23 protein-coding genes are annotated in these 20,780 nt (G+C 35.8%); 10 read left to right on the top strand and 13 right to left on the bottom strand.

Going from position 1 to position 20,780, the window contains the following annotated elements; translation table 11 throughout:
- The first annotated feature begins 2 nt into the window (after positions 1 to 2).
- The 4 genes from BLS02_RS11470 (at position 3) to BLS02_RS11455 (ending at position 4,252) form a co-directional block, all read left to right on the top strand.
- Positions 3 to 1,751 carry a carbon starvation CstA family protein gene (locus tag BLS02_RS11470; RefSeq protein ID WP_092493153.1) on the top strand — a complete coding sequence of 583 codons (1,749 nt, stop codon included), beginning with the start codon at positions 3 to 5 and terminating at the stop codon, positions 1,749 to 1,751.
- A 90-nt stretch (positions 1,752 to 1,841) separates the two neighbouring features.
- A complete protein-coding gene (locus BLS02_RS11465; RefSeq protein ID WP_245251261.1) occupies positions 1,842 to 2,081 on the top strand; it encodes a cory-CC-star protein in 240 nt (79 codons plus the stop codon).
- A 248-nt stretch (positions 2,082 to 2,329) separates the two neighbouring features.
- Positions 2,330 to 3,262, top strand: coding sequence for an ArsA family ATPase (locus BLS02_RS11460; protein WP_092493152.1), 933 nt, complete (start codon positions 2,330 to 2,332; stop codon positions 3,260 to 3,262).
- 6 nt (positions 3,263 to 3,268) lie between these two features.
- Positions 3,269 to 4,252, top strand: a complete 984-nt coding sequence (locus tag BLS02_RS11455) for a zinc-binding dehydrogenase (protein ID WP_092493151.1) — start codon at positions 3,269 to 3,271, stop codon at positions 4,250 to 4,252.
- Positions 4,253 to 4,741: 489 nt separating this feature from the next.
- On the opposite strand, the gene BLS02_RS11450 is transcribed toward BLS02_RS11455, so the two are convergent.
- The 7 genes from BLS02_RS11450 to BLS02_RS11420 all read right to left on the bottom strand — a co-directional run bounded on the left by BLS02_RS11450 (position 4,742) and on the right by BLS02_RS11420 (position 8,424).
- Positions 4,742 to 5,602, bottom strand: a complete 861-nt coding sequence (locus BLS02_RS11450; protein WP_092493150.1) for a DUF421 domain-containing protein — start codon at positions 5,600 to 5,602, stop codon at positions 4,742 to 4,744.
- Between the two features lie 12 nt (positions 5,603 to 5,614).
- Positions 5,615 to 5,818 (bottom strand): DUF1657 domain-containing protein, encoded by a 204-nt coding sequence (locus BLS02_RS11445; protein ID WP_092493149.1) that lies wholly within the window; start codon positions 5,816 to 5,818, stop codon positions 5,615 to 5,617.
- Between the two features lie 8 nt (positions 5,819 to 5,826).
- A complete protein-coding gene (spoVAE, locus tag BLS02_RS11440) occupies positions 5,827 to 6,177 on the bottom strand; it encodes a stage V sporulation protein AE (RefSeq protein ID WP_092493148.1) in 351 nt (116 codons plus the stop codon).
- The gene (gene spoVAD / locus BLS02_RS11435) at positions 6,174 to 7,190 is read right to left on the bottom strand and encodes a stage V sporulation protein AD (RefSeq protein ID WP_092493146.1); all 1,017 of its coding nucleotides are present in this window, start codon (positions 7,188 to 7,190) and stop codon (positions 6,174 to 6,176) included. The genes spoVAE and spoVAD overlap by 4 nt, the downstream gene beginning before the upstream one ends.
- Positions 7,190 to 7,669 (bottom strand): stage V sporulation protein AC, encoded by a 480-nt coding sequence (gene spoVAC, locus BLS02_RS11430; protein ID WP_092493250.1) that lies wholly within the window; start codon positions 7,667 to 7,669, stop codon positions 7,190 to 7,192. The genes spoVAD and spoVAC overlap by 1 nt, the downstream gene beginning before the upstream one ends.
- 19 nt (positions 7,670 to 7,688) lie before the next feature.
- The gene (locus BLS02_RS11425) at positions 7,689 to 8,156 is read right to left on the bottom strand and encodes a YhcN/YlaJ family sporulation lipoprotein (protein WP_092493145.1); all 468 of its coding nucleotides are present in this window, start codon (positions 8,154 to 8,156) and stop codon (positions 7,689 to 7,691) included.
- Positions 8,157 to 8,217: 61 nt separating this feature from the next.
- Positions 8,218 to 8,424: a DUF1657 domain-containing protein gene (locus BLS02_RS11420; protein ID WP_092493144.1), complete on the bottom strand. Its 207-nt coding sequence runs from the start codon at positions 8,422 to 8,424 to the stop codon at positions 8,218 to 8,220.
- Between the two features lie 171 nt (positions 8,425 to 8,595).
- On the opposite strand from BLS02_RS11420, the gene BLS02_RS11415 reads away from it, so the two are divergent.
- Positions 8,596 to 9,039, top strand: coding sequence for a hypothetical protein (locus tag BLS02_RS11415; protein ID WP_092493142.1), 444 nt, complete (start codon positions 8,596 to 8,598; stop codon positions 9,037 to 9,039).
- A gap of 188 nt (positions 9,040 to 9,227) precedes the next feature.
- On the opposite strand, the gene nfsA is transcribed toward BLS02_RS11415, so the two are convergent.
- The 3 genes from nfsA to BLS02_RS18965 form a co-directional block, all read right to left on the bottom strand.
- The gene (nfsA, locus tag BLS02_RS11410; RefSeq protein WP_092493141.1) at positions 9,228 to 9,977 is read right to left on the bottom strand and encodes an oxygen-insensitive NADPH nitroreductase; all 750 of its coding nucleotides are present in this window, start codon (positions 9,975 to 9,977) and stop codon (positions 9,228 to 9,230) included.
- 13 nt (positions 9,978 to 9,990) lie between these two features.
- Entirely contained in the window at positions 9,991 to 10,713 is a 723-nt protein-coding gene (locus BLS02_RS11405) for a hypothetical protein (protein ID WP_092493139.1), read from the bottom strand.
- Positions 10,714 to 10,882: 169 nt separating this feature from the next.
- Complete coding sequence (locus BLS02_RS18965) at positions 10,883 to 11,035, bottom strand: hypothetical protein (protein WP_175476805.1); 153 nt, start codon at positions 11,033 to 11,035, stop codon at positions 10,883 to 10,885.
- A 624-nt stretch (positions 11,036 to 11,659) separates the two neighbouring features.
- Between BLS02_RS18965 and BLS02_RS11400 the strand changes: the two genes are divergently transcribed.
- The 5 genes from BLS02_RS11400 (at position 11,660) to BLS02_RS11380 (ending at position 17,970) form a co-directional block, all read left to right on the top strand.
- On the top strand, positions 11,660 to 12,922 hold the full coding sequence (locus tag BLS02_RS11400) for a molybdopterin molybdotransferase MoeA (protein WP_092493137.1): 1,263 nt from the start codon (positions 11,660 to 11,662) through the stop codon (positions 12,920 to 12,922).
- 22 nt (positions 12,923 to 12,944) lie between these two features.
- Positions 12,945 to 13,967 (top strand): GTP 3',8-cyclase MoaA, encoded by a 1,023-nt coding sequence (gene moaA / locus BLS02_RS11395; protein ID WP_092493136.1) that lies wholly within the window; start codon positions 12,945 to 12,947, stop codon positions 13,965 to 13,967.
- Between the two features lie 17 nt (positions 13,968 to 13,984).
- Positions 13,985 to 14,395: a YwpF family protein gene (locus tag BLS02_RS11390; RefSeq protein ID WP_092493135.1), complete on the top strand. Its 411-nt coding sequence runs from the start codon at positions 13,985 to 13,987 to the stop codon at positions 14,393 to 14,395.
- A gap of 227 nt (positions 14,396 to 14,622) precedes the next feature.
- Positions 14,623 to 15,987 (top strand): TrkH family potassium uptake protein, encoded by a 1,365-nt coding sequence (locus tag BLS02_RS11385; RefSeq protein ID WP_092493134.1) that lies wholly within the window; start codon positions 14,623 to 14,625, stop codon positions 15,985 to 15,987.
- 30 nt (positions 15,988 to 16,017) lie between these two features.
- Complete coding sequence (locus BLS02_RS11380; RefSeq protein ID WP_092493132.1) at positions 16,018 to 17,970, top strand: sensor domain-containing protein; 1,953 nt, start codon at positions 16,018 to 16,020, stop codon at positions 17,968 to 17,970.
- Between the two features lie 44 nt (positions 17,971 to 18,014).
- Here BLS02_RS11380 and BLS02_RS11375 read toward each other — a convergent pair whose 3' ends face one another.
- The 3 genes from BLS02_RS11375 to BLS02_RS11365 form a co-directional block, all read right to left on the bottom strand.
- Complete coding sequence (locus BLS02_RS11375) at positions 18,015 to 18,119, bottom strand: YjcZ family sporulation protein (protein ID WP_092493131.1); 105 nt, start codon at positions 18,117 to 18,119, stop codon at positions 18,015 to 18,017.
- Between the two features lie 99 nt (positions 18,120 to 18,218).
- Entirely contained in the window at positions 18,219 to 19,361 is a 1,143-nt protein-coding gene (locus tag BLS02_RS11370) for a S1C family serine protease (RefSeq protein WP_175559478.1), read from the bottom strand.
- A gap of 31 nt (positions 19,362 to 19,392) precedes the next feature.
- Entirely contained in the window at positions 19,393 to 20,571 is a 1,179-nt protein-coding gene (locus BLS02_RS11365) for a zinc ribbon domain-containing protein (RefSeq protein ID WP_254788756.1), read from the bottom strand.
- Between the last annotated feature and the right edge of the window lie 209 nt (positions 20,572 to 20,780).

The raw sequence follows: 20,780 nt of genomic DNA, 5'->3' as shown, positions 1-20,780 counted from the left end.
AGGTGAGTAGTATTTTGGTTGCGATAATCGGGATGCTTGTTTTCGCATTAGGTTATCGCTATTATTCTAAGTTTGTCGCAGAAAAGATTTTCAGATTAGATCCTAACTATGTTACACCTGCACATCGTTATAAAGATGGTGTGGATTTTGTACCTACGAATAAATTTGTTTTGTGGGGACATCATTTCACGTCAGTTGCAGGGGCAGCACCAATTGTTGGGCCGGCTATAGCAGTTTATTGGGGTTGGCTCCCAGCATTCCTATGGGTAATTCTTGGGACAGTGTTTGCTGCAGGTGTGCACGACTTTGGAACACTTGTATTATCTGTTCGAAATAAGGGTCAATCGATTGGAACGCTTGCAAATAAACTTATCGGACAACGAGCGAAGGTCCTGTTTTTATTCATTATTCTTATTCTGGTATTAATGGTTAATGCAGTATTTGCATGGGTAATTGCAAATCTGTTTATTTCATTCCCGGCTAGTGTTATTCCGGTGTTTATTCAAATTCCTTTAGCAATATGGATAGGTGTTGCGGTATATAAACGTAAGCAAAAAATGCTTGTGCCATCATTGCTGGCTTTGGCAGTTATGTATATAACTGCAGTTATTGCAAGTAGGGTCGATTTTATGCAAATAGATTTAGTCCAGTATATGGGCGGTGAAGGTGCTACAGGACTATTTGGACTTGGGGCTGTTTCATCTGCATTTTTTATTTGGATTATTATATTGATGATATATGTATACGTCGCTTCTACATTACCTGTTTGGAAGTTACTGCAGCCACGTGACTTCATTAATTCACATCAGCTAATTGTTGGTCTTGCGATTTTGTATTTGGGACTATTATTAAGCAATCCAGAAATCACAGCGCCACTAACTCATACGAATACAGATGTATCATGGTTCCCGCTATTATTTATCACGATTGCATGTGGAGCCATATCAGGATTCCATGGTTTAGTATCGAGCGGTACTTCTAGTAAACAATTAAATAACGAGTCTGAAGCACGATTTGTAGGGTATTTAGGTGCTGTTGGTGAAGGGGCACTAGCATTGATAGCAATCATTGCTGTTGTTACATTCTTCTCTAGTACCGATGAATTCCTAGCAACGTATAGCAGCTTTGCAGCAGCGGGCGGCGCAGGACTTAATGTGTTTGTTCAAGGTGCTGGTCAGCTAGCTACAGGATTAATGATACCTCCAGATGTTGCTGCTACAATTGTATCTGTAATCGTAGTGAGTTTCGCTGCAACAACACTAGACACATCGGTTCGCCTAATGCGCTATATTATAGCTGAACTAGGTGTTGAATATAAAATGCCGGCACTTACAAAAACACATGTTGCAACTTCAATTGCTGTTGTCTCAAGTGCGGCGTTAGTACTACTGCCAGAAGGTCCAAAAGGTTTTGGGTCAGGTGGATATTTGCTTTGGCCGTTATTTGGGACATCTAACCAGTTACTCGCAGGGATTAGTTTATTGCTGATTTCCATTTGGCTTAAACGACAAGGCAGAAACTATATGATCACCTTCATTCCAATGGTATTCTTGATGTTTATGACATTGTGGGCAATGTTCCAACAGGTTGTATTTCAATGGTCATGGTTTGGATCAAGCTCCAGCACATTACTCTTTGTCTTCGGAGCAATCATATTTGTGTTTGCGGTATGGATTATATTGACCGCATTTACAGCATTAACGGGTAAAATGGATCAGGATATCGATACTGATGATAAGATGATTAAGTAGGAAATTAAATTAGAGGGGGATCATTTTTTAAAAGTGATCCCTTTTCTGATTATAGAAGAAGAGGTGAGAAACGTGTTAGATAAAATTAAGATGCTCATCGAATATTATGAAGAAGTATTAAATATGCCGCATCGTCAAGAAATTGCAAGGGAATTAAGAGACCAGGATGACTTGTTTTTGCTTCTATTATATTCTGAGATGATTGGTATTCCAAATCCTGTTTATTACTATACACTTGAACTATATCCATATATGATTGAGCGTTTCCATGATTGGCATTTAAGAATGGGAATGGAAAAGTCACCAATGACAGGAATCCGCTGTTGTTAATTAGAAAAGCGTAAGCGTCTTACTTATTAGCGACGTATGGACTGCGCTCAGCAATGCGGATGGATCTACGTTGCCGCACAAAGCGTTGGTCTTTCGATAATCTCTCTTTTACCATGAGATAAAGGGAACATTGAGTAAGCGAACATTCGAGTCCACTAGACGCTACAGCTGGACGTGGCTACGCTTTATATAAAACTGTATAGGTATTAATTAATATTGTTAGATACTCATTGAAAAGGAGCCTAAATATGCAAGTTCTAGAGAAAAAAATTATTTTTGTTGGCGGAAAAGGCGGTGTGGGTAAGTCAACTTCAGCTGCAGCAATTGCTTGGAAGTCAGCAGAGGAAGGCCATAATACATTGCTTGTATCCACAGACCCTGCGCATAATTTAGGAGATATTTTTAATCAATCAATTGGAGGAAAGACAACAAATGTTTCAAAGAATCTTTCGGCCCTTGAGATTGACCCGGAAATAGAGACTAATAATTATATTAAAGGGGTAAAGGAAAACATTAAAGGTGTAGTTCATTCTGGTATGATGGAAGAGGTTTACCGACAGTTGGATACTGCAAAGGCTTCCCCAGGAGCAGATGAAGCTGCGTTGTTTGATAAACTAATTTCTATTATTTTAGAAGAAAGCGAGCATTATGATAAACTTATCTTTGATACAGCTCCAACAGGGCACACGATCCGCCTGCTTTCATTGCCAGAGCTAATGGGAGTATGGATTGAAGGAATGTTACAGAAACGACAAAAGACAAATGAAAACTATACACAATTATTAAATGATGGAGAACCGATTGAAGACCCGATTTATGATGTACTTAAAACTCGCCAGGAAAGGTTTTCAAAGGCAAGAGAAGTTTTATTGGATGGAAAAGTTACTGGGTTTGTCTTTGTGATGAATCCTGAGCGTTTGCCTATTTTGGAAACACAAAAAGCGATTGAATTGCTTGATAAATACCATCTTCATGTGAAAACATTAATTGTAAATAAAGTCTTACCAGATGATGTGGATGGTAATTTTCTACTTCAACGTAAAGGGCATGAACAGCAATATATGGATACTATAAAAGAAACTTTTACGAAGCAGCAATTGATTTATGTGCCATTATTTTCTCGCGATATAATGGACAAGCAACAACTTAATGATTTCAGTAAATATTTTGTGAAGGAGTGATTGAATATGAAAGCATTTGTACATGAATTTGGAGAAACGAAGATTAAAGATATGGCAGATCCATTTGCAGATCACGGACAAGTTACAGTGTCAATACGAACCGCAGGATTAAATCGACGTGATATCTCGATTCCAAAGCGTAGAGGAGATGAAGCGGCTGCACTGATTCTCGGGTCTGACGGTGCTGGCATAATTGAATCAGTGGGGGAAGGCGTCACAGATTTTTCAATTGGAGATGAAGTAATTATTAATCCATCACTTCAATGGTATGAAAATAGTGATGCGCCTCCAAAGGGATTTGACATCCTTGGAATGCCTGATAATGGAACATTTACGGAAAAAATTGTGCTTCCTGCTGAACAGGTGGAAGCAAAGCCAGAGCATCTCACATGGGAAGAGGCAGGAGTACTAGCCTTACCTGCTTTAACCGGTTATCGTGCATTGTTCACAAAAGGTGGGCTTAAAGAAGGGGATACATTGTTTATTCCTGGTGCTGGAAGTGGAGTTGCGACATATCTTATTCAGTTCGCCAAAAACGTTGGTGCAAAAGTGATTGTAACTTCGCGCAGTGCAGATAAACGTCAACGAGCCAAAGAATTAGGTGCTGATATTGTTTTGGATACAAACAGTGACTGGACAGCGGAGCTTGAAAATGAAACCATTGATTTAGTAATTGAAAGTGTGGGACGAGCTACATTTAATCGCTCATTGGAGGTACTGAAGAAGGGTGGACGTATTGTAGCATTTGGTGCTACAACAGAGGACACAATTGATTTGAATTTACGGAAGTTTTTCTATGGACAATATCAATTATTCGGTTCAACTATGGGAAGCAGGCAAGAGCTTCGTGCAATGCTGAAGCACATTGAAAGATTTAAAACACATCCAGTTGTTGACAGTACATTTTCGCTGGACAAAGCAAACGAAGCGATGAACTACCTTGAACAAGGTAAGCAGTTTGGGAATGTTGCACTTGTAGTAAGTGAATAGATAGTAAAGGCTCTCTTTTATAGCAAGAGAGTCTTTTTGCAGTTAAGAAAGCAGCATGGCTGTCGAGTGCGCAGCCACCATCTATTGTAATTGAATTTTCATACAAATAATGTTGAGAGGTTTTGCGGACACCAGGGACCTTATTTGGCTGAAATACAGGAAAATGTTGATGTTTGCAGACACCAAGGACCTTATTTGTTACAAATCCACTCTATCAGCCATGATATAAGTGAAATAAGAGCTTCTGTGTCCGGATAAATTCGAAAAGGTGACTTTTTTATAGTAATAGCGTCTCCTGTGTCCGTTAAAAAGTAAAAGGTATAGAAAAAATCTATTTCGTTAAACCTCCGTGGCTCTGCAATGCGCAGCAACCATCTGTTATGAAATTAAATTTGTAATAGAGCTAGAGTCAAAAGTATAACTATTTTCTTAATGCATAAGTGCAACTAAGGCTTATCTATATTAAGGCTTGGCGCTAAGCCAGGTTTTCTAATATTGGAGGTATGGAGATACTTTGTCAATTGCTTCCTGCATTTTCTGGCTATTTTTTTCATACATATTCTTCGTTTCCTGATTCTCGGAAGCCAATGCAAATAATTCAAGGTCTGCTTGGCTTTTTTTCATTGCAGCTAGAAGCAGTGGTTTTTCACTCGGACTAGGTACAGTAATTTTGTCATCATATAAATCTACTGTTAATTGTCCGTCGCTATCTACTTGACCTAAAAACACATTTTCAATACTGACATCCATTTTGTCCAACTCGGTTTCAAGCCAATTTGTGTTTAGTGAAGCATTTGATAAAGGCTCAAGTAATGCATGTCCGTCCATGACAACTGTTTGGGGTTCTTTTTCTGGAGCTGGTTTTAAGCCAATATCCTTAACTGTCACTGGCTGATTTTCTTTTTTAGGTAATACATTGACCTTTCCTGTTGGTTCTAAAACAGCAAATTCGACATCCGCTGCCTTATACATGTTGTTGTTACGCAATTCTTCAAGCAAATCATCGGTCGTATAACGTTCTTTTTTTAAATTTTCTTCCAATATTCTACCATTTTGAATAAATACGGTGCCTTTCCCTTGAGTAAAGTCGCGTACTCTTTTACTCTTCAATGCTATATATTCTAACCCGAATGGGATAAAGAACCATACTGAAAGTGCAATAAGTGCATACTCAAATTGAGTTGTCAAATCTGTCACATGTGTTGCGACAATACTCCCAATAACAATTCCAGTTATGTATTGAAAGATATCAAGCTGAGACATTTGTTTTTTACCAAGCATTTTGGTAATAAAAAACAGTGCAATCAATAAACTTAGTGATCGAATTAGGATTTCAACCCAGCCTGGCATTGTATCACTCCTTTAATTCTTATATTGTGGTTCTTGCTGAGATAAATATATTACTTGTTTCTCCAAATCAGTCTTTATATCAGAAATGATACTTTGAACTTCATGGAAACATTCTCGTGCTTCTGGATTTTGTGTTTTATTTTCTAATGAGAGAAGTGTTGCTTCAACGCTTTTAATAGATGAAAAGCAGCCTTTAACTTGTGATCCTACAGTCATATTTTATTCTATCCTTTCGGTTTAAAAATAATAGCACCAATCATTCCAAATATAATAGCAGCTGAAATACCAGAACTCGTGACTTCAAACATTCCTGTTACAACCCCAATCAGACCATGTTTTTCAGCCTCTGCCATTGCCCCATGGACAAGTGAGTTACCGAAGCTTGTAATCGGGACTGTTGCACCTGCACCTGCAAAGTCAATTAACGGTTCGTATAGGCCGAAACCGTCCAAAATTGCCCCGGAAACTACAAGGATACTGAGGGTAAGTCCTGGATTAAATTTAAATACATCAAACATAATTTGGCCGATGACACAAATAAGTCCTCCGACAACAAATGCCCAGAAAAAAATCATTGTATATCACTTCCTGATTCGATAGAGACTGCATGTGCAATACATGGAATTGAATCACTTTGCTGCACGCTAAGAGGTGAATGCAGGGCACCGGTTGCAACTACAAGAATTCGATTAAGCTTTTGCTGTTTCATTAGATTTAAAAAGTGTCCATACACTACAACAGCTGAACAAGCAGCTCCACTTGCACCAGCTAGAACAGGCTGACCATCACGGTAAATAGTTAATCCGCAATCCTTAAAATTTTCTTCTGTAACAGCAACATTTCTTTTCTGCAAAAGGTCTATCGTTATTTCACGACCAACATAACCAAGGTCTCCCGTAATAATTAAGTCATAATATGACGGGGCAATATCACGTTCCTTTAGATGTTGCTCAATCGTGTCAACAGCAGCTGGAGCCATTGCGCCGCCCATGTTAAAAGGATCAGTCATACCCATATCAACAACTTTACCAATTGTTGCGGAAGTAATTCTGGGTCCATCTCCTTCTTTAGCTACGAGCGCACATCCTGCGCCCGTTACTGTCCACTGTGCAGTAGGTGGTTTTTGACCGCCATATTCAGTTGGGTATCTGAATTGTTTTTCAGTGGCTGCATTATGGCTGGAAGAGCCACTTAAAACATAGTCAGCCCCATTACTGTTTACAAGAAATGCTGACAGTGCAAGGCTTTCCATAGAGGTTGCGCAGGCACTGAATAAGCCGAAATATGGCACATCCAATGTTTTGGCTGTAAAACTTGTTGGTGTTATTTGATTAATTAAATCACCACTAATAAAAAAATTCACCTGTTCCTTTTCAATCAAACTGTTTTTTACAGCAATTTGAGTTGCTTCTTCCATCATTGTTCGTTGAGCTTTTTCAAAGGTTGATTGCTTAAGCCACATATCATCATGTAAAAGGTCAAAGTCTTTGGGGATATTCCCTTCTGCTTCAAAAGGTCCACCTACTGTGCCGGTTGAAATAATGACAGGTTTATTTTCAAAAATCCAAGTGCGATGTCCAGTCAGCATTATAATCCACCCCACTGAATGAGAATTGTTTTAATTAATGCAATAACAAAAGCAGAAAAAACGCCAAACAGAATGACTGATCCTGCCAATTTAAACATATTTCCACCGACTCCTAACACAAATCCTTCGGTACGGTGTTCGATAGCAGCAGATATAACTGCATTGCCAAAGCCTGTAACTGGAACAGCAGAACCGGCACCAGCAAATTGTCCGATTCGGTCATATATTCCAAAGCCTGTTAAAAGCATTGTAATAAATATCAAAGTAGCAACAGTTGGATTCCCAACAGTTTGCTCTGTAAAGTCAAAGAAATAAATATAGATTGTTGAAATTATCTGGCCGATAAAACAAATGAATCCACCTACAAAAAAGGCTTTAATACAGTTTTTAAAAATGGGCCTCTTAACTTCTCTATCCTGTTGAAATGCTTGGTACTTTTGTGCACTAGGTGGTAGATTTTTCTTTTTCTTATCTGCCATAAACTGCTCACTCTTTTCCTTATGTTTGTTCATTCATAAGTTTGATTAAATGTTTAACTTCCTTTTCAAGCTTCTTCTTTGAAATGTCTCTATTTTGTATTTGTTTTTCAAGCCGTTTTGTTTCAATTACTATTTTTTGATCAGTTGATAGTTGAACTTTATGATCACGAAAAACTTTTTCCATTTTTTTATGCAAGTTTTTCCGGATTTTCGCTAATTTAAAGCGTTCATTATGATGTACCTCAATTGCAATAACCAGATCCCCCTCAGTGTTTACCGCATAGATATTAGTTATCTCCTTGTGCTGACTAAGGCTTTGCTTAGCACTATTTGAAACGGATTGATCAATTGATGCTTCAGTAGAAATGTTGGTAAAATTAACTCCATCAATCTGACCGTTCTGGGAGGGATCACTATCTGTATTTGGGTTGCAGCCAAATAGGAAAAATATTATACCAAGTGTAAACAAGATTTGATAACTATTCATAATATAATCCTCCCGTTGATAGAGGTTGGCGATAGGGAACCAACCTCATGTAGTAATGTATTTATAGTCCTTTATATTGTGGTTCTTCCTGCTCAATTTGTGATACTCTTGGTTCAACGCTCTGTAAGATTGACTCTGTTTGCTGGGCAGCATTCTCATAAAGCTGTTTCGCTTGTTTATTTTCTGTTTCTAATGCGAACTGTTCAAAACTAGCCTGTGCACTTTTAAGACCTGCTAGTGTTTGCTTAACTTGGCTTGAGACTGTCATATATATCCTCCTTTATTTGCGTTTCGCTTCACTATATATAATCTTATAAAATGCGGTTATTTATACTTTCTATATTTTACCTACTATTTATACTTAATTAATATAAAATTAAATAAATGGAAACTTTTTGGTAGGTTAATACGTCTTATATATAAGTTAGGGGAGTGAAAAATGAAAAAAGGGGTATTTGTACTATCGATTTTGTCGGTATTTCTCTTGATCTCATTTTATTGGTTTTACGAGCAGGCTGGGGCAGAACTGACAGTTAACCAAAGTAAAGAAATACAACAAGATGAATTTATTTTACATATCCGTGTGGAAAAAATGTCTGAGGGATTTCAAGTTTTTCGGTCAATCCAGTACATAGGGGAGGAACAGGTAGAGATAACACATCAAACTCCACTTATATCTGTCTCGCTAAAACATAAAAATCATGATTATACTGGAAGCAATGTTACAAGAGTGCTAACTTCAGGAAGTAGTTATCATCCTCAAGGTTCTAAAACGTTTGAAGCACCGGGCAGAGGTGAATATACATTGTTTTGTGAATCAAGATTTAACGTGGATGGTGAAGAAATAAAAATAAATTATCAAGAAAATTTAATGTTTAATTAAAAAACAGCATGCCGAATAAAAACGGATGCTGTTTTTTTACGTAAGAAATTATAAATTCTATCTTACTGCATAAGTGTAACTAAAGCTTATCTAAATTAAGGCAATTAATCCAAAGTATGATGAATTCTGAGAAAGCAAAGTATGCTTTCATAAGAATCACTTTAACGAATGCCAAGTTTTCTAATATTTTATCGCTTATTTAAGTTTTTACTTTTAATAAATGGGGTAACATCCATTCGATTTGCTATTTTGTATTTACGAACCATCTGCTCTGACCATGTGTCTGTACGTGTATTATTTGATCTTGTCTGGTAATATGTTTTGAGTTCTTCATTAAAGTTATCTATTAATTCCCGTTGAAATTGATAGTCTGTATTATATTTATTCTCGTGATATACGGCATCTATAGGAAGACGCGGTTTTTTATCAGGATTTTCATCAGGATAGCCCACAGCCATCCCAAACAAAGGTACAACGTAGTCTGGAAGCTCCAAGATATCATTAACTCGATTAATATTATTTCGGAGACTACCTATAAAGCATGTTCCTAAACCCATTGATTCTGCGGCGATTACAGTGTTCTGAGCAACTAATGCTGTGTCTACTGTTGAAACAAGGAACTGCTCAGTACTTTCTATGCTCTCCTGCATAGCCTTTTGTTCTTCTGGGGTAGCTTGCTGATAGATACGATTTAAATCAGCACAAAAAACGAAGAAATGTCCATTTTCTTTTACGTAATCCTGCCCAGATACTTCCTTTAATCTTGCCTTTACAGTTTCATCTGTAATACCGATAACAGTGTATGCCATAACATAACTTGATGTGGATGCTTGCTGAGCGGCACCGATAATTGTATGTATTTGTTCAGTCGTTAACTGTTCACTTTGAAATTTTCGTATTGATCGATGATTACTTATTATATTTACTGTATCATTCATTATTGAAACTCCTTTAATCAATTGTGTTTAGTGTTAGTTCAACACTTACCGTTGTTTTTTTACTTTCCTGCCACTGATTAATATTTTCAGGTGATACCTCAGTTATATCTGGATGGGATACTATGATTGTGTCATTATCCACCCAATCGGCAGTTAAGATTGGCCATTTGTAGTTCAGAACATCTTTGTCGTTCATTTCGTTTACGAGTGGAAGTAACCTCCATTCTTCTAAGTCAATAACAGCAATGTTGGAGTATGGAGCAGGAGATGTGAGTTTCCTATGAAAACGTAGTAATATTTTTGTGTTGTCTGGTGAAGCCTTTGCCTGAATGTACTTTGCTAAATCAGCGATCAAATATGCTTGATTGTCCTTTGTTTGATCAAGTAATAAGTATGAGCATAATTCATCCTGACAGGAGAATTCAAGTAAGTAGAGATTTTTATCAACAGCACTTACACGAAACATATTCATTTTTTCTAGTGCTTGTTGGTGATTTGGAATACCTTGTAAATAAGCATTCAAAATAGGAACCATTTCCAAGTTGATCTTAACCTCTTCATCAGGAAGGGTGAACTCGATAAACTGTTCAACTTCTTCATCTTCAGTTTGTTCTTCTATAAATTCAGGACCTTGGTTAGGATCAACTAGTTTCGTGTCTTTTTGTATAATTACTGGCTCTTCACTACAAGCTACCAACAGTATAAGTGCACCTATACATAATAACCACTTATACATTATAAACACCCCCCAACATCTGCATACATCTAATTATACATTAAAGAAAACCTTTTTCTAGGGCAAAAACTTTATTAGAAAATCTGACTTTTTATAAAGGAAATCTGGATTCTTTTTTTATATAAAAAAACACCACTCGTAAGTGATGTTTTTAGTGGTCATGTCTGTTTTAGAATAATTGAAATACATAATTAATTAGGAACCATAAAATCCCAAAGAATATGATCAAATATGTTACATATTTGATTACAGCAACTCCGACTTTACTTGAGTCGGATTTTTTTTCTACACGTTCTACTTCCACATCTTTATGTTCATCCACACTAAGCACTCCTTTTAAATCACAATTTAGTAATCACTATGATTATTTCTGGGGTGTTGGTAATTAAATACCCAGTAGGAAGAACATTAAAACATTTCTTATTCTTTGGCACTTTTCGAAAGTTCTGTTGCTTTTTATCTTCGCAATTGATATAAACTGCGAATTAACATGAAAAATACTCAACCGGGGCTCATAACTTCGATATGAGTGACCGTTTCTCACTATTTAAACAGAGTTCGGGTTCTCATAACCCTGATGAAGACACGTTTCACGCTATTTGAATAGAGTTCGGGTTCTCATAACCCCGATGAAGACAATTTTCACGCTATTTGAACAGCGTTTGTGCTCTCATAGCCCTGATGAGTGAGCCCGTGGCTAGTCAGACTGCGAAAGTGCTAGCTTGAGTAGATGTTGCATTGGTACCGGAGTGGTGCAAAAGAAAATTTTCACTGTGTCGCAATTTATATCAACTACGTTATGATTTCATTACTTTGATAAAGCAACAATATTTTATTAAACAGCCTATTTTTTAATTGTATGTGGTGAAATATCAATTTTGGGCCAAATTTGTTACACTGATGGTAATGATTAGTAATTGATTAGTAATGGAAGGTTTGATCTAGAATGGTAGAAATACGAAAACCAATCCCCGTGCAGGAAGCAATTGAACATGTCTGGAATCACCGTCATCAAGGGTGTACGGAATATATTTCTATTAATGATTGTGATAATAGAAGCCTTGGAGAAAATATCGTGGCTAGTCATGCGGTACCACCGTTTAATAAATCGCCATATGATGGTTTTGCCTTCAGCTCTGAAGATACCTTACATGCCGGTTTAAATAATCCTGTAGAATTCGATGTTGTGGAACATATTGGTGCTGGCCAAGTACCAACAATTCGACTGGAGCAAGGTCAGGCAACAAGAATTATGACAGGCGCAAAAATTCCGGAAGGCGCAGATTGTGTTGCTATGTTTGAAGTTTGTAAGACATATGAGAAAAATAATATGGCCTGCATGTCAATTAAACGAACAATGAAGGCTGGTCAAAATATAATTGAAGAAGGATCAGAGGTATCTGAAGGCGAAAAACTTATTAAGCGGGGAACACTAATAAACCCTGGTGTTAAAGCATTATTGGCCACCTTTGGATATAGTGAAGTAAAAGTTGCTAAGAAACCTGTAGTAGGGGTGATTGCAACTGGTACCGAATTACTGGATGTTAATGAACCATTACAACCAGGTAAAATTCGTAATTCCAATGCATATATGATTGAATCACAGATACTTAGAGCAGGAGCTGAATATAAATATTTCGGAAAGCTTGCAGATGAATTTGAACCCAGTTATCAGACAATCAAGCAGGCTCTGGAAGAAGTAGATATATTAATTACTACTGGAGGCGTCTCAGTTGGCGATTTTGATTTAATGCCGGCCATTTACGAGAAACTTGGAGCAAGTATACTTTTCAATAAAGTAGCAATGCGGCCTGGAAGTGTTACGACTGTTGCGTCTAACGGAAACAAATTATTATTTGGTTTATCTGGAAATCCTTCTGCATGTTATGTAGGGTTTGAGTTATTCGTCCGTCCTATAATACATCATAGCTTATTTAGCAAGACACCATATTTAAAAAGGATAAATGCTACATTAGCAGATGATTTTCCAAAGCCAAATCCATTTACACGATTTGTTAGAAATTATATAACTTATGAAAATGGTAAAATATCTGCCAGATTAGCAGGTGTGGATAAGTCAAATGTTGTTACATCATTAGCCCACACTACAGGGTTAATGATGTTGCCCGGTGGTACACGTGGTTTTAAATCAGGTGATGAAGTAGAAGTGCTGCTATTAAATAGCAGTGAGGGTCAACTGGAATTTTAGTTATTAAAAAGGAGTTGTTACAGTGCGAAATGAAGTATCACCAATAAAGGATCACTTTGGTAGGGCATTGAAAGACCTTCGTATATCTGTAATCGATAAATGTAATTTTCGTTGTACATATTGTATGCCAAAAGAAATATTTGGTAAGGATCATGTTTTTTTATCAGAGAATGAGCTACTTAGCTTTGATGAAATTGTTCGATTAGCTAAAACATTTGCGAAATTAGGTGTAGAAAAAATTCGCATAACAGGTGGCGAACCACTTATGCGCAGAAACCTGGATGAATTGATTGCACAGTTAACAGTAATTCCTGGAATAAAAGATATCGCGCTAACAACAAATGCTGTTTTTTTACCAAAAACAGCTAAAAAATTAAAAGCTGCTGGACTAAAGCGTGTGAATATTAGCCTTGACGCTATCGAAGACGAGGTTTTCAAACAAATTAATGGAAAAGGTGTCGTAGCCCGTCCAGTGTTAAAAGGAATTGAAGCAGCCCAGGAAGCTGGTCTGGAGGTAAAGATTAATATGGTGGCCAAAAAAGGAATGAATGAAAGTCAGGTTCTTCCGATGGCACGATATTTTAAGGGAACAAATATCATTTTACGTTATATTGAATTTATGGATGTTGGTAATCATAATGGATGGGATTTTAATAATGTTATTACTAAAAAACAAATTATTGATATGATTGATAAGGAAATGCCACTGGAGCCTGCAGAAGAGAATTATTATGGGGAGGTAGCCTCAAGATACCGCTATAAGGATGGCGGGGGAGAGATAGGAGTTATTTCTTCTGTTTCCGATTCTTTTTGCGGCACATGTACCCGGATTCGTTTGTCAGCAGATGGTAAGCTATATACGTGTCTGTTTGCATCAAGTGGTTTTGATATTCGTGAAAAAATGCGTGATGAATTGACTGACGAACAGCTTGAAGAAGAAGTGACAAGTTTATGGGGGAATCGCAGGGATCGTTATTCTGAAGAACGGTCAGAACAAAAAAATAATAATCGTAAAAAAATTGAAATGTCTTATATTGGTGGATGAAGAGAGGAAGCGGATATATGAAAACATTTAAACTTGCATCACTGGAAATCCTTGATAGCCAGGAAACAAATATGGTCCAGCAGTCTTTTCCTTTATTGGATGGTTTGGTTATTAACCGAGAGGATGAACAGAACCGCTGGGTAATCGAGGCATATCTTCTGCATAAATATTATACTTTTTTTCAAAAATTGAAAGAAAAGCAGGAAGAAGTATTAATTCAGGTGAAAATTTCAAAAGAGAGTAATGAGCCTGCAACATTTATTACAAGTCTTATCGGTATTAATGAAATTGGAGCACACATGAATGTCCTATTAAGAGGGACAATTGTGGATCAACGAAAAAGTATCGTTGAAGATAAATTGAAATCATTAATTGATGAGGGTTACAGTGGTGAGGAGTTATTGATAAAATTTAAGGAGGATATCTAAAAGGCTGGGTTGTCAAATCTAGCCTTTTCCCTTTGTTATACAGTCTAACTAGGTTCAACCCAAAATTTTCTTACTTCTTAATCATTATAACAATTTTACAAAATTAGATTTATTTAGACGGAAAATGTCAAAAATGAAGGCAAATAATACAGTCTACTGCTATAATGTTATTAATATTCTTATTTATTAACCGATATAACTAATGTAGGCTATTAAGGAGCAACGCTATGTTTTACAATAATTTAATTTTTCGATGGATAAATAAGCTATCACCAGTACAGCTAATACTATTATTTTATTTAATTGCTGTTATCGTATCTACTGCTATGTTAGCGTTGCCAGTCGCACATCAGGATGAAGTGAATATACCATTTATAGATGTACTATTTACAGCAGTAAGTGCCATCAGTGTAACAGGTCTAAGCACTATAACGATTGCAGATACCTTTAGTACAACAGGCTTTTTTCTCCTCGCTTTAATTCTTCAGCTTGGTGGCGTTGGAGTAATGGCAGTTGGAACATTTATTTGGTTACTAATTGGTAAAAAAATTGGACTTCGAGAAAGACGATTAATAATGACAGACCAGAATCAAACAACATTTGGAGGTCTCGTACGTTTAATAAAGCAGATTGTACTTGTAATTCTTACGATTGAATTCATTGGTTTTATAATACTGGGAACTCATTTCTTACAATACTTTCCAACAGCATCAGAAGCATATATGCAGGGCTTTTTTGGAGCAATAAGTGCAACGACAAATGGTGGGTTTGATATAACAGGTCAATCCTTAATTCCTTTTAAAGATGATTACTTTGTTCAATTTATTAATATGCTATTGATTATTTTTGGGGCAATTGGTTACCCTGTTTTAATTGAGCTAAAAGAATATATGTTTGCCGGTTCAGAAAAACGAAAACACTTAAGATTTACATTATTTACAAAAGTGACAACCCTAACCTTTTTGGTGCTAATTGTTGTTGGAACTGTTTTTATTATGCTTTTGGATATCGGGGGCTTTTTCTCGGATAAATCTTGGCATGAAATTTTATTTTATTCCTTATTTCAATCAATCACAACTCGCAGTGGTGGACTTTCGACAATGGATGTTAGTCAATTAACTGAATCCAACCACTTTTTTATGTCATTTCTTATGTTCATTGGTGCCTCTCCAAGTAGTGCTGGTGGGGGAATTCGCACAACGACCTTCGCACTAGTGATCATATTTATGATTACGTATGCTAGAGGCGGAGGGAGCATTCGGATTTTCAACCGAGAGGTTTATGAGGATGATTTGCTTAAAGCAGTAACAGTAACACTTATGGCTGGAATTTTTGTATTTATATCTGTTTTAGTAGTGTCAATTGTTGAGCCATTCCGATTATCAGAAATTTTATTTGAAATTACATCTGCCTTCGGTACAGTTGGCTTATCGCTTGGAATTACAAGTGAACTGTCTACGTTTAGTAAAGTAATAATGATGATTTTAATGTTTATTGGAAGAGTAGGAATTATTACCTTTTTATTCATGTTCAAAAATAGTAAAAAGAGCGGAAAGTTTCATTATCCAAAGGAAAAAATGATAATTGGATAAAGATGCAGAGGCTGCTGGGAGTGGATTTCTATGTCAAAAGAAGATGTGTTACCAATACATAATCGAGTTTTTGATAGTTTAAAAGAGGCCATTCTTTTGGTCCGAAAAAACGGAGAAATTATAAAAGGTAATAACGCTGCTCAATCCTTATTAAAGATGGAGGAGTATACATCTATTTTCGATTACTTGGATTTTAGCCTACTAACAGAAAATGAAGAAAGTCATCTTTTAATGGAACAAAAGAATAATAATGGTAAGCTTATTGAAATAAAATCCATACGTGTTGAAGATAATGTATATTGTCTTATAATGAGTGGTTTACCAATCCATGATAAAACTGATGAAGTTAAGAAATATATTAATCATTTAATTCATGCTAGTGCCGAGGGGATGGTAATGTATGATAATGAGGTTATAATTGATTGTGATCAAAAATTTGCAGATATGTTTGGATACTCAGAAAGTGAAATCAAAAACATGAAAATATCACAATTAATGGATGCTAACAGCACCTATAAATTAGCTGAAATTATCCATAACGCCCCTGATAAACCCTATGAATTAACAGGTGTCAGAAAAGATGGCACATGGTTTCACATGGAGTTCATGGAGCATCCGTATAATAATCTGGGTAACATTATTCGTGTAGCAATCATTAAAGATATCACAGATAAAGTAGAAAATGAAAAAAGAATAGAATTCATGGCATATTACGACGAGCTTACTGATTTACCAAATAGAAATTTTTTCTATAAAGTATTAGGTGAAGCTATTAAAGAAGCCCACTTAAATGACGAAATGCTGGCAGTATATTTTATTGATGTAAATTACTTCAAGGAAATTAATGATACATTAGGTTACTCTTTTGGTGATCAATTACTTAAGGCGTGTAGTAATCGGTTTAAAGCATTTTTACACACGGATACATTTATCGCTAGAATGGCTGGTGATGAATTCCTTATTCTGCAAAGACGTACTACAAATAAAGAGTCTGCAATTGATTTAGCGAAGAGTTTGATATCTGAGTTTGAAAAGCCAATTAAAATTGATGATTATGAAATGTTCCTATCCATTAGTATCGGAATTAGTATATATCCCGAGAATGGACAAACACCGAATGATTTAATTAAACATGCTGATTCAGCGATGTATGTCATTAAGGAACAACACCATAATAATTATAATGTTTTTGAATCCTCAATTTCAGAGAATTTCAAAGCAATGCTGACTATGGAAAGTGAATTAAGGGAAGCGCTAAAAGAAGGGCATTTCGAATTGCATTATCAACCACAAAAGAACCTTAACACTGGAAAAATTATTGGTATGGAAGCATTACTACGCTGGAATCATCCTGTTAAAGCATATATTCCACCAGATGATTTTATTTCACTTGCAGAAAAAACCGGACTTATTATTGATATTGGAGATTGGGTCTTAAAAGAAGCGTGTAAACAGAACAAGTTATGGCAAGATAATGGATACTCCCCTGTAATCGTAAGCGTTAATTTATCGGCCAAGCAATTTCATCAAAAGGGATTAGTAGAAAAGATAAAGAATATCCTAGACGACACTGGTCTCGACCCTTCTTATTTGGAACTTGAAATAACCGAAAGTATGGCAATGACAAATGAAGAGTATATACTGGAAACAATTCAACAATTGCGTACCCTTGGTGTACTAGTTTCAATTGACGATTTTGGTACGGGGTATTCATCACTAAAATATTTAAGTTTATTTCCAATCACCAAATTAAAAATTGATAAAATGTTTATGAACGAAAATCAAAAACAAAATCAGGCAATTGTAAAATCAATTATCCATATGTCACATTCCCTGGATATGAAGGTTATTGCAGAAGGTGTAGAAACAATTGATCAGCTTAACTTCCTCGAAGGTGAGAAGTGTGATGAGATGCAAGGTTTTTATTTTAGCAAACCATTGCCGCCTGATAAGTTAACAAAATTATTTAAGATAGTAGGGTAAAAATATGTAAAAAAAGCTTGTGCTAAGAGTAGCACAAGCTTTATTTAATAATAAAAAGTTGCACCTACGATAATAAGCAGGATAAATAGTACAACGATTAGCGCAAAATTGTTTCCATATCCTCCTTGGTATCCACCATAACCACCCATTCATTATCACCTCCTACGCGTTACACTTATACTATATGATAAACGCAACAAAACGTATGGACGTTTGACTAAATAATTTAATATGAATGTTTGTTTGAACTATTCAATCAGGGTTTTTGATAAATTTAAAATTTTTAATTGATCATTTTCATTTCCGATTGTAAGTACATATTTAAAGGTTTCTTTTTTTGTTTCTTCTTTATTTTGCAAATTAGTTTCCACAGTTACATCAACTGTTGTTTCTACTTGATTGTTCTTTTTTATCTTGCTGGAAAAATCAGAGTACTGCAAATCAATAATATGAATATATCGTTCTCGGAAATCTGAGTAAGAATTTTCTGATTGCATTGAACTACCTAACAATGTGTACGCACCTACATAATCTCTTATAATAATACTTTCAAAAAAGTAGTCAATTATGTATTCAGCGTTTTCTTTAAGTTCTTCCGGCTTTGTAGTACTGCCAATTTCGGAAGTATTAGCAAAATCCAATTGTTCATTTTGCGCCTCATTCGACCATGTTGTAATTTTTTCAATAACTTCGCTTATCGGAATACTAAATCCAATTGTTCCATCCTCGGTACCTACAGAATTAATTCCAATAACATTCCCAGTTTCTCTGTTGATTAGAGGGCCACCACTATTACCATGCGTTATTTGCGCTGATATTTGGTAAACATTTTCATAATTAAATCCGTCAACTGAAAAATTTCGTTCAGTACCAGATATTATTCCTAAAGTAACTGTATTCTGAAATCCATGAGGGCTGCCGAGTGCAATGACTTCATCTCCTGTTTCAGCTTGTATATCTTTTTCAACTGATAAGGAGTTTTGACCAGCAAGCTGTGGCACACGAATAACAGCAATGTCTGTATCTTTTCCCATACCAATTACTGCAGCAGGGTATATACGCGCGTTTGCGGTTCTAACATATATTACATCAGCATCTCTTACAACATGTGCATTGGTAATAATATCACCTTTATCATTATATAAGAATCCTGAGCCAGTGATTGTATTAAATTCATTTTGCCCTTCTATCTGTACAACATTTTTTTCAGATTCATGAATAATTGTTTTAAGATCAATACTTCTGGAACTAGATTCTACTTTATTTATAACCGGGTTGTTTACAGAGACATTTTTGGAAGCCCAATAGTCATTGATGGAAAATAATAGGAATGCCCCTATAATAACAACAAGCGCTGACGCTATAATTGGTTTTGTCTGCATTTTACTCATGTGTTCACCTCATTAAGAACATTAGATACTATTAATTGGTATACCATTTTATTTTATCCACTTTGATATTAATGTTTTTACCTTCTTGATCTATATCAAAATGGGTGAACTCAAATTCACCAACTTCATTAGGGTAGAGTGTCTCTGGATATACATATACTTCGTTTGATAAAAATTCGCTTCCTGATTTAGATGATAATGCATATTCTACCAATATAGTATTTATAGGAATTGTTGCAACACTTTTTACTTTACCTTTTACAACTAATTTATCTTGTTCGTTATTTTCAACATTGACTGAAACAAGCTCAATCGCATCATTTTCATTTAATTTCCGTTCTTCTTCTGCAGAACTTATTGCCTGCTCAATTCGTTGACGCTGTGCCGTTTCAAACGCTGTTTTTTCTTTATCAATAGTGGTTTTCAGGCTTTGCAGCTTCCCTGAGTTTGGAGCATACTTTAAGCCGTCTTCAACTATTACTAGCGCATCCGAAAATTGTTTATCATTTAGATTTTCGCTTGCTTTTGAAAAGGTATAATCAACAATTTGATTTCGAATGTCAGTAGTGATTTCAGCTGCTTCATCATGCTTAATCGACTCAGCTTCCCACAGCAAGGCTTTCATATCATTAATACTGGGATTTTGATTTAATTTATGTTTAAGCTCTTCTATCTTTATTAAATTACGTTTTGATGTAAGTTTATCAATTAATTGGGTAACTGCATTGCCATTATAGTTACTTAATGAGTTCTCTGCATCATTGATTAGAGATAGTGCTTTTTGGTATTCCTGTTTCTTTAAATAGTTATTCGCTTTTTCAATGCTGTTTTCTATTTTTAAAGCTTCTTGTACATAAGTCAAGGCAATATCAGCTTGCTTAAATTCTTTACTATTTTCAAGCGCAGATTGAAGTAATTCCTTCGCTTCTCCATACTGACCCTCCATAACGCTTTCTTCGGCTTTATTGTATAAGTCGCTTGCCTCAGCCGTTTGATTTTGCATAATTACATAATAGATACCTGCAGATAAAATAACTAAAGCCAATATCGAAATGGGGATGTACCAGTACTTATTAAACGATTTACGGTTTATGAGTCGCTCGGTTGCATCTTCTGGTAGTTGTTTGCCACATTTTATACAATATAACTCATTTTCTTTTACTTTTGTGCCACAATAAGGACAGTGGTGCATAATAAAACCTACTTTCATTTACTAAGCCTATTCTGATTTTCTTTCTATTTTATCATATTTTTGCTTTATTTAGGAAAAGGAAATTGATATGATAGGAGGAGGAAGAAGATAATTTAATTGTTACGATTATACATAATTTTAATAGAGGAGGTACACGCATATGGAACTTTGGGAAACCGCTTTTGGGATCATTTGCTTTGGATTACTTGCGTTAAATATAGGATACT

The organism is Virgibacillus salinus (assembly GCF_900102415.1).
Classification (GTDB): domain Bacteria; phylum Bacillota; class Bacilli; order Bacillales; family Amphibacillaceae; genus Lentibacillus; species Lentibacillus subterraneus.
This window is presented reverse-complemented; position numbering and strand designations above follow the sequence as displayed.

Coding starts and splice junctions, on each gene's coding strand:
- BLS02_RS11465 (WP_245251261.1), top strand. CDS start 1,842: ATGCTCATCGAATATTATGAAGAAGTATTAAATATGCCGCATCGTCAA.
- BLS02_RS11460 (WP_092493152.1), top strand. CDS start 2,330: ATGCAAGTTCTAGAGAAAAAAATTATTTTTGTTGGCGGAAAAGGCGGT.
- BLS02_RS11455 (WP_092493151.1), top strand. CDS start 3,269: ATGAAAGCATTTGTACATGAATTTGGAGAAACGAAGATTAAAGATATG.
- BLS02_RS11450 (WP_092493150.1), bottom strand. CDS start 5,602: ATGCCAGGCTGGGTTGAAATCCTAATTCGATCACTAAGTTTATTGATT.
- BLS02_RS11445 (WP_092493149.1), bottom strand. CDS start 5,818: ATGACTGTAGGATCACAAGTTAAAGGCTGCTTTTCATCTATTAAAAGC.
- spoVAE (WP_092493148.1), bottom strand. CDS start 6,177: ATGATTTTTTTCTGGGCATTTGTTGTCGGAGGACTTATTTGTGTCATC.
- spoVAD (WP_092493146.1), bottom strand. CDS start 7,190: ATGCTGACTGGACATCGCACTTGGATTTTTGAAAATAAACCTGTCATT.
- spoVAC (WP_092493250.1), bottom strand. CDS start 7,669: ATGGCAGATAAGAAAAAGAAAAATCTACCACCTAGTGCACAAAAGTAC.
- BLS02_RS11425 (WP_092493145.1), bottom strand. CDS start 8,156: ATGAATAGTTATCAAATCTTGTTTACACTTGGTATAATATTTTTCCTA.
- BLS02_RS11420 (WP_092493144.1), bottom strand. CDS start 8,424: ATGACAGTCTCAAGCCAAGTTAAGCAAACACTAGCAGGTCTTAAAAGT.
- BLS02_RS11415 (WP_092493142.1), top strand. CDS start 8,596: ATGAAAAAAGGGGTATTTGTACTATCGATTTTGTCGGTATTTCTCTTG.
- nfsA (WP_092493141.1), bottom strand. CDS start 9,977: ATGAATGATACAGTAAATATAATAAGTAATCATCGATCAATACGAAAA.
- BLS02_RS11405 (WP_092493139.1), bottom strand. CDS start 10,713: ATGTATAAGTGGTTATTATGTATAGGTGCACTTATACTGTTGGTAGCT.
- BLS02_RS11400 (WP_092493137.1), top strand. CDS start 11,660: ATGGTAGAAATACGAAAACCAATCCCCGTGCAGGAAGCAATTGAACAT.
- BLS02_RS11390 (WP_092493135.1), top strand. CDS start 13,985: ATGAAAACATTTAAACTTGCATCACTGGAAATCCTTGATAGCCAGGAA.
- BLS02_RS11385 (WP_092493134.1), top strand. CDS start 14,623: ATGTTTTACAATAATTTAATTTTTCGATGGATAAATAAGCTATCACCA.
- BLS02_RS11380 (WP_092493132.1), top strand. CDS start 16,018: ATGTCAAAAGAAGATGTGTTACCAATACATAATCGAGTTTTTGATAGT.
- BLS02_RS11375 (WP_092493131.1), bottom strand. CDS start 18,119: ATGGGTGGTTATGGTGGATACCAAGGAGGATATGGAAACAATTTTGCG.
- BLS02_RS11370 (WP_175559478.1), bottom strand. CDS start 19,361: ATGAGTAAAATGCAGACAAAACCAATTATAGCGTCAGCGCTTGTTGTT.
- BLS02_RS11365 (WP_254788756.1), bottom strand. CDS start 20,571: ATGAAAGTAGGTTTTATTATGCACCACTGTCCTTATTGTGGCACAAAA.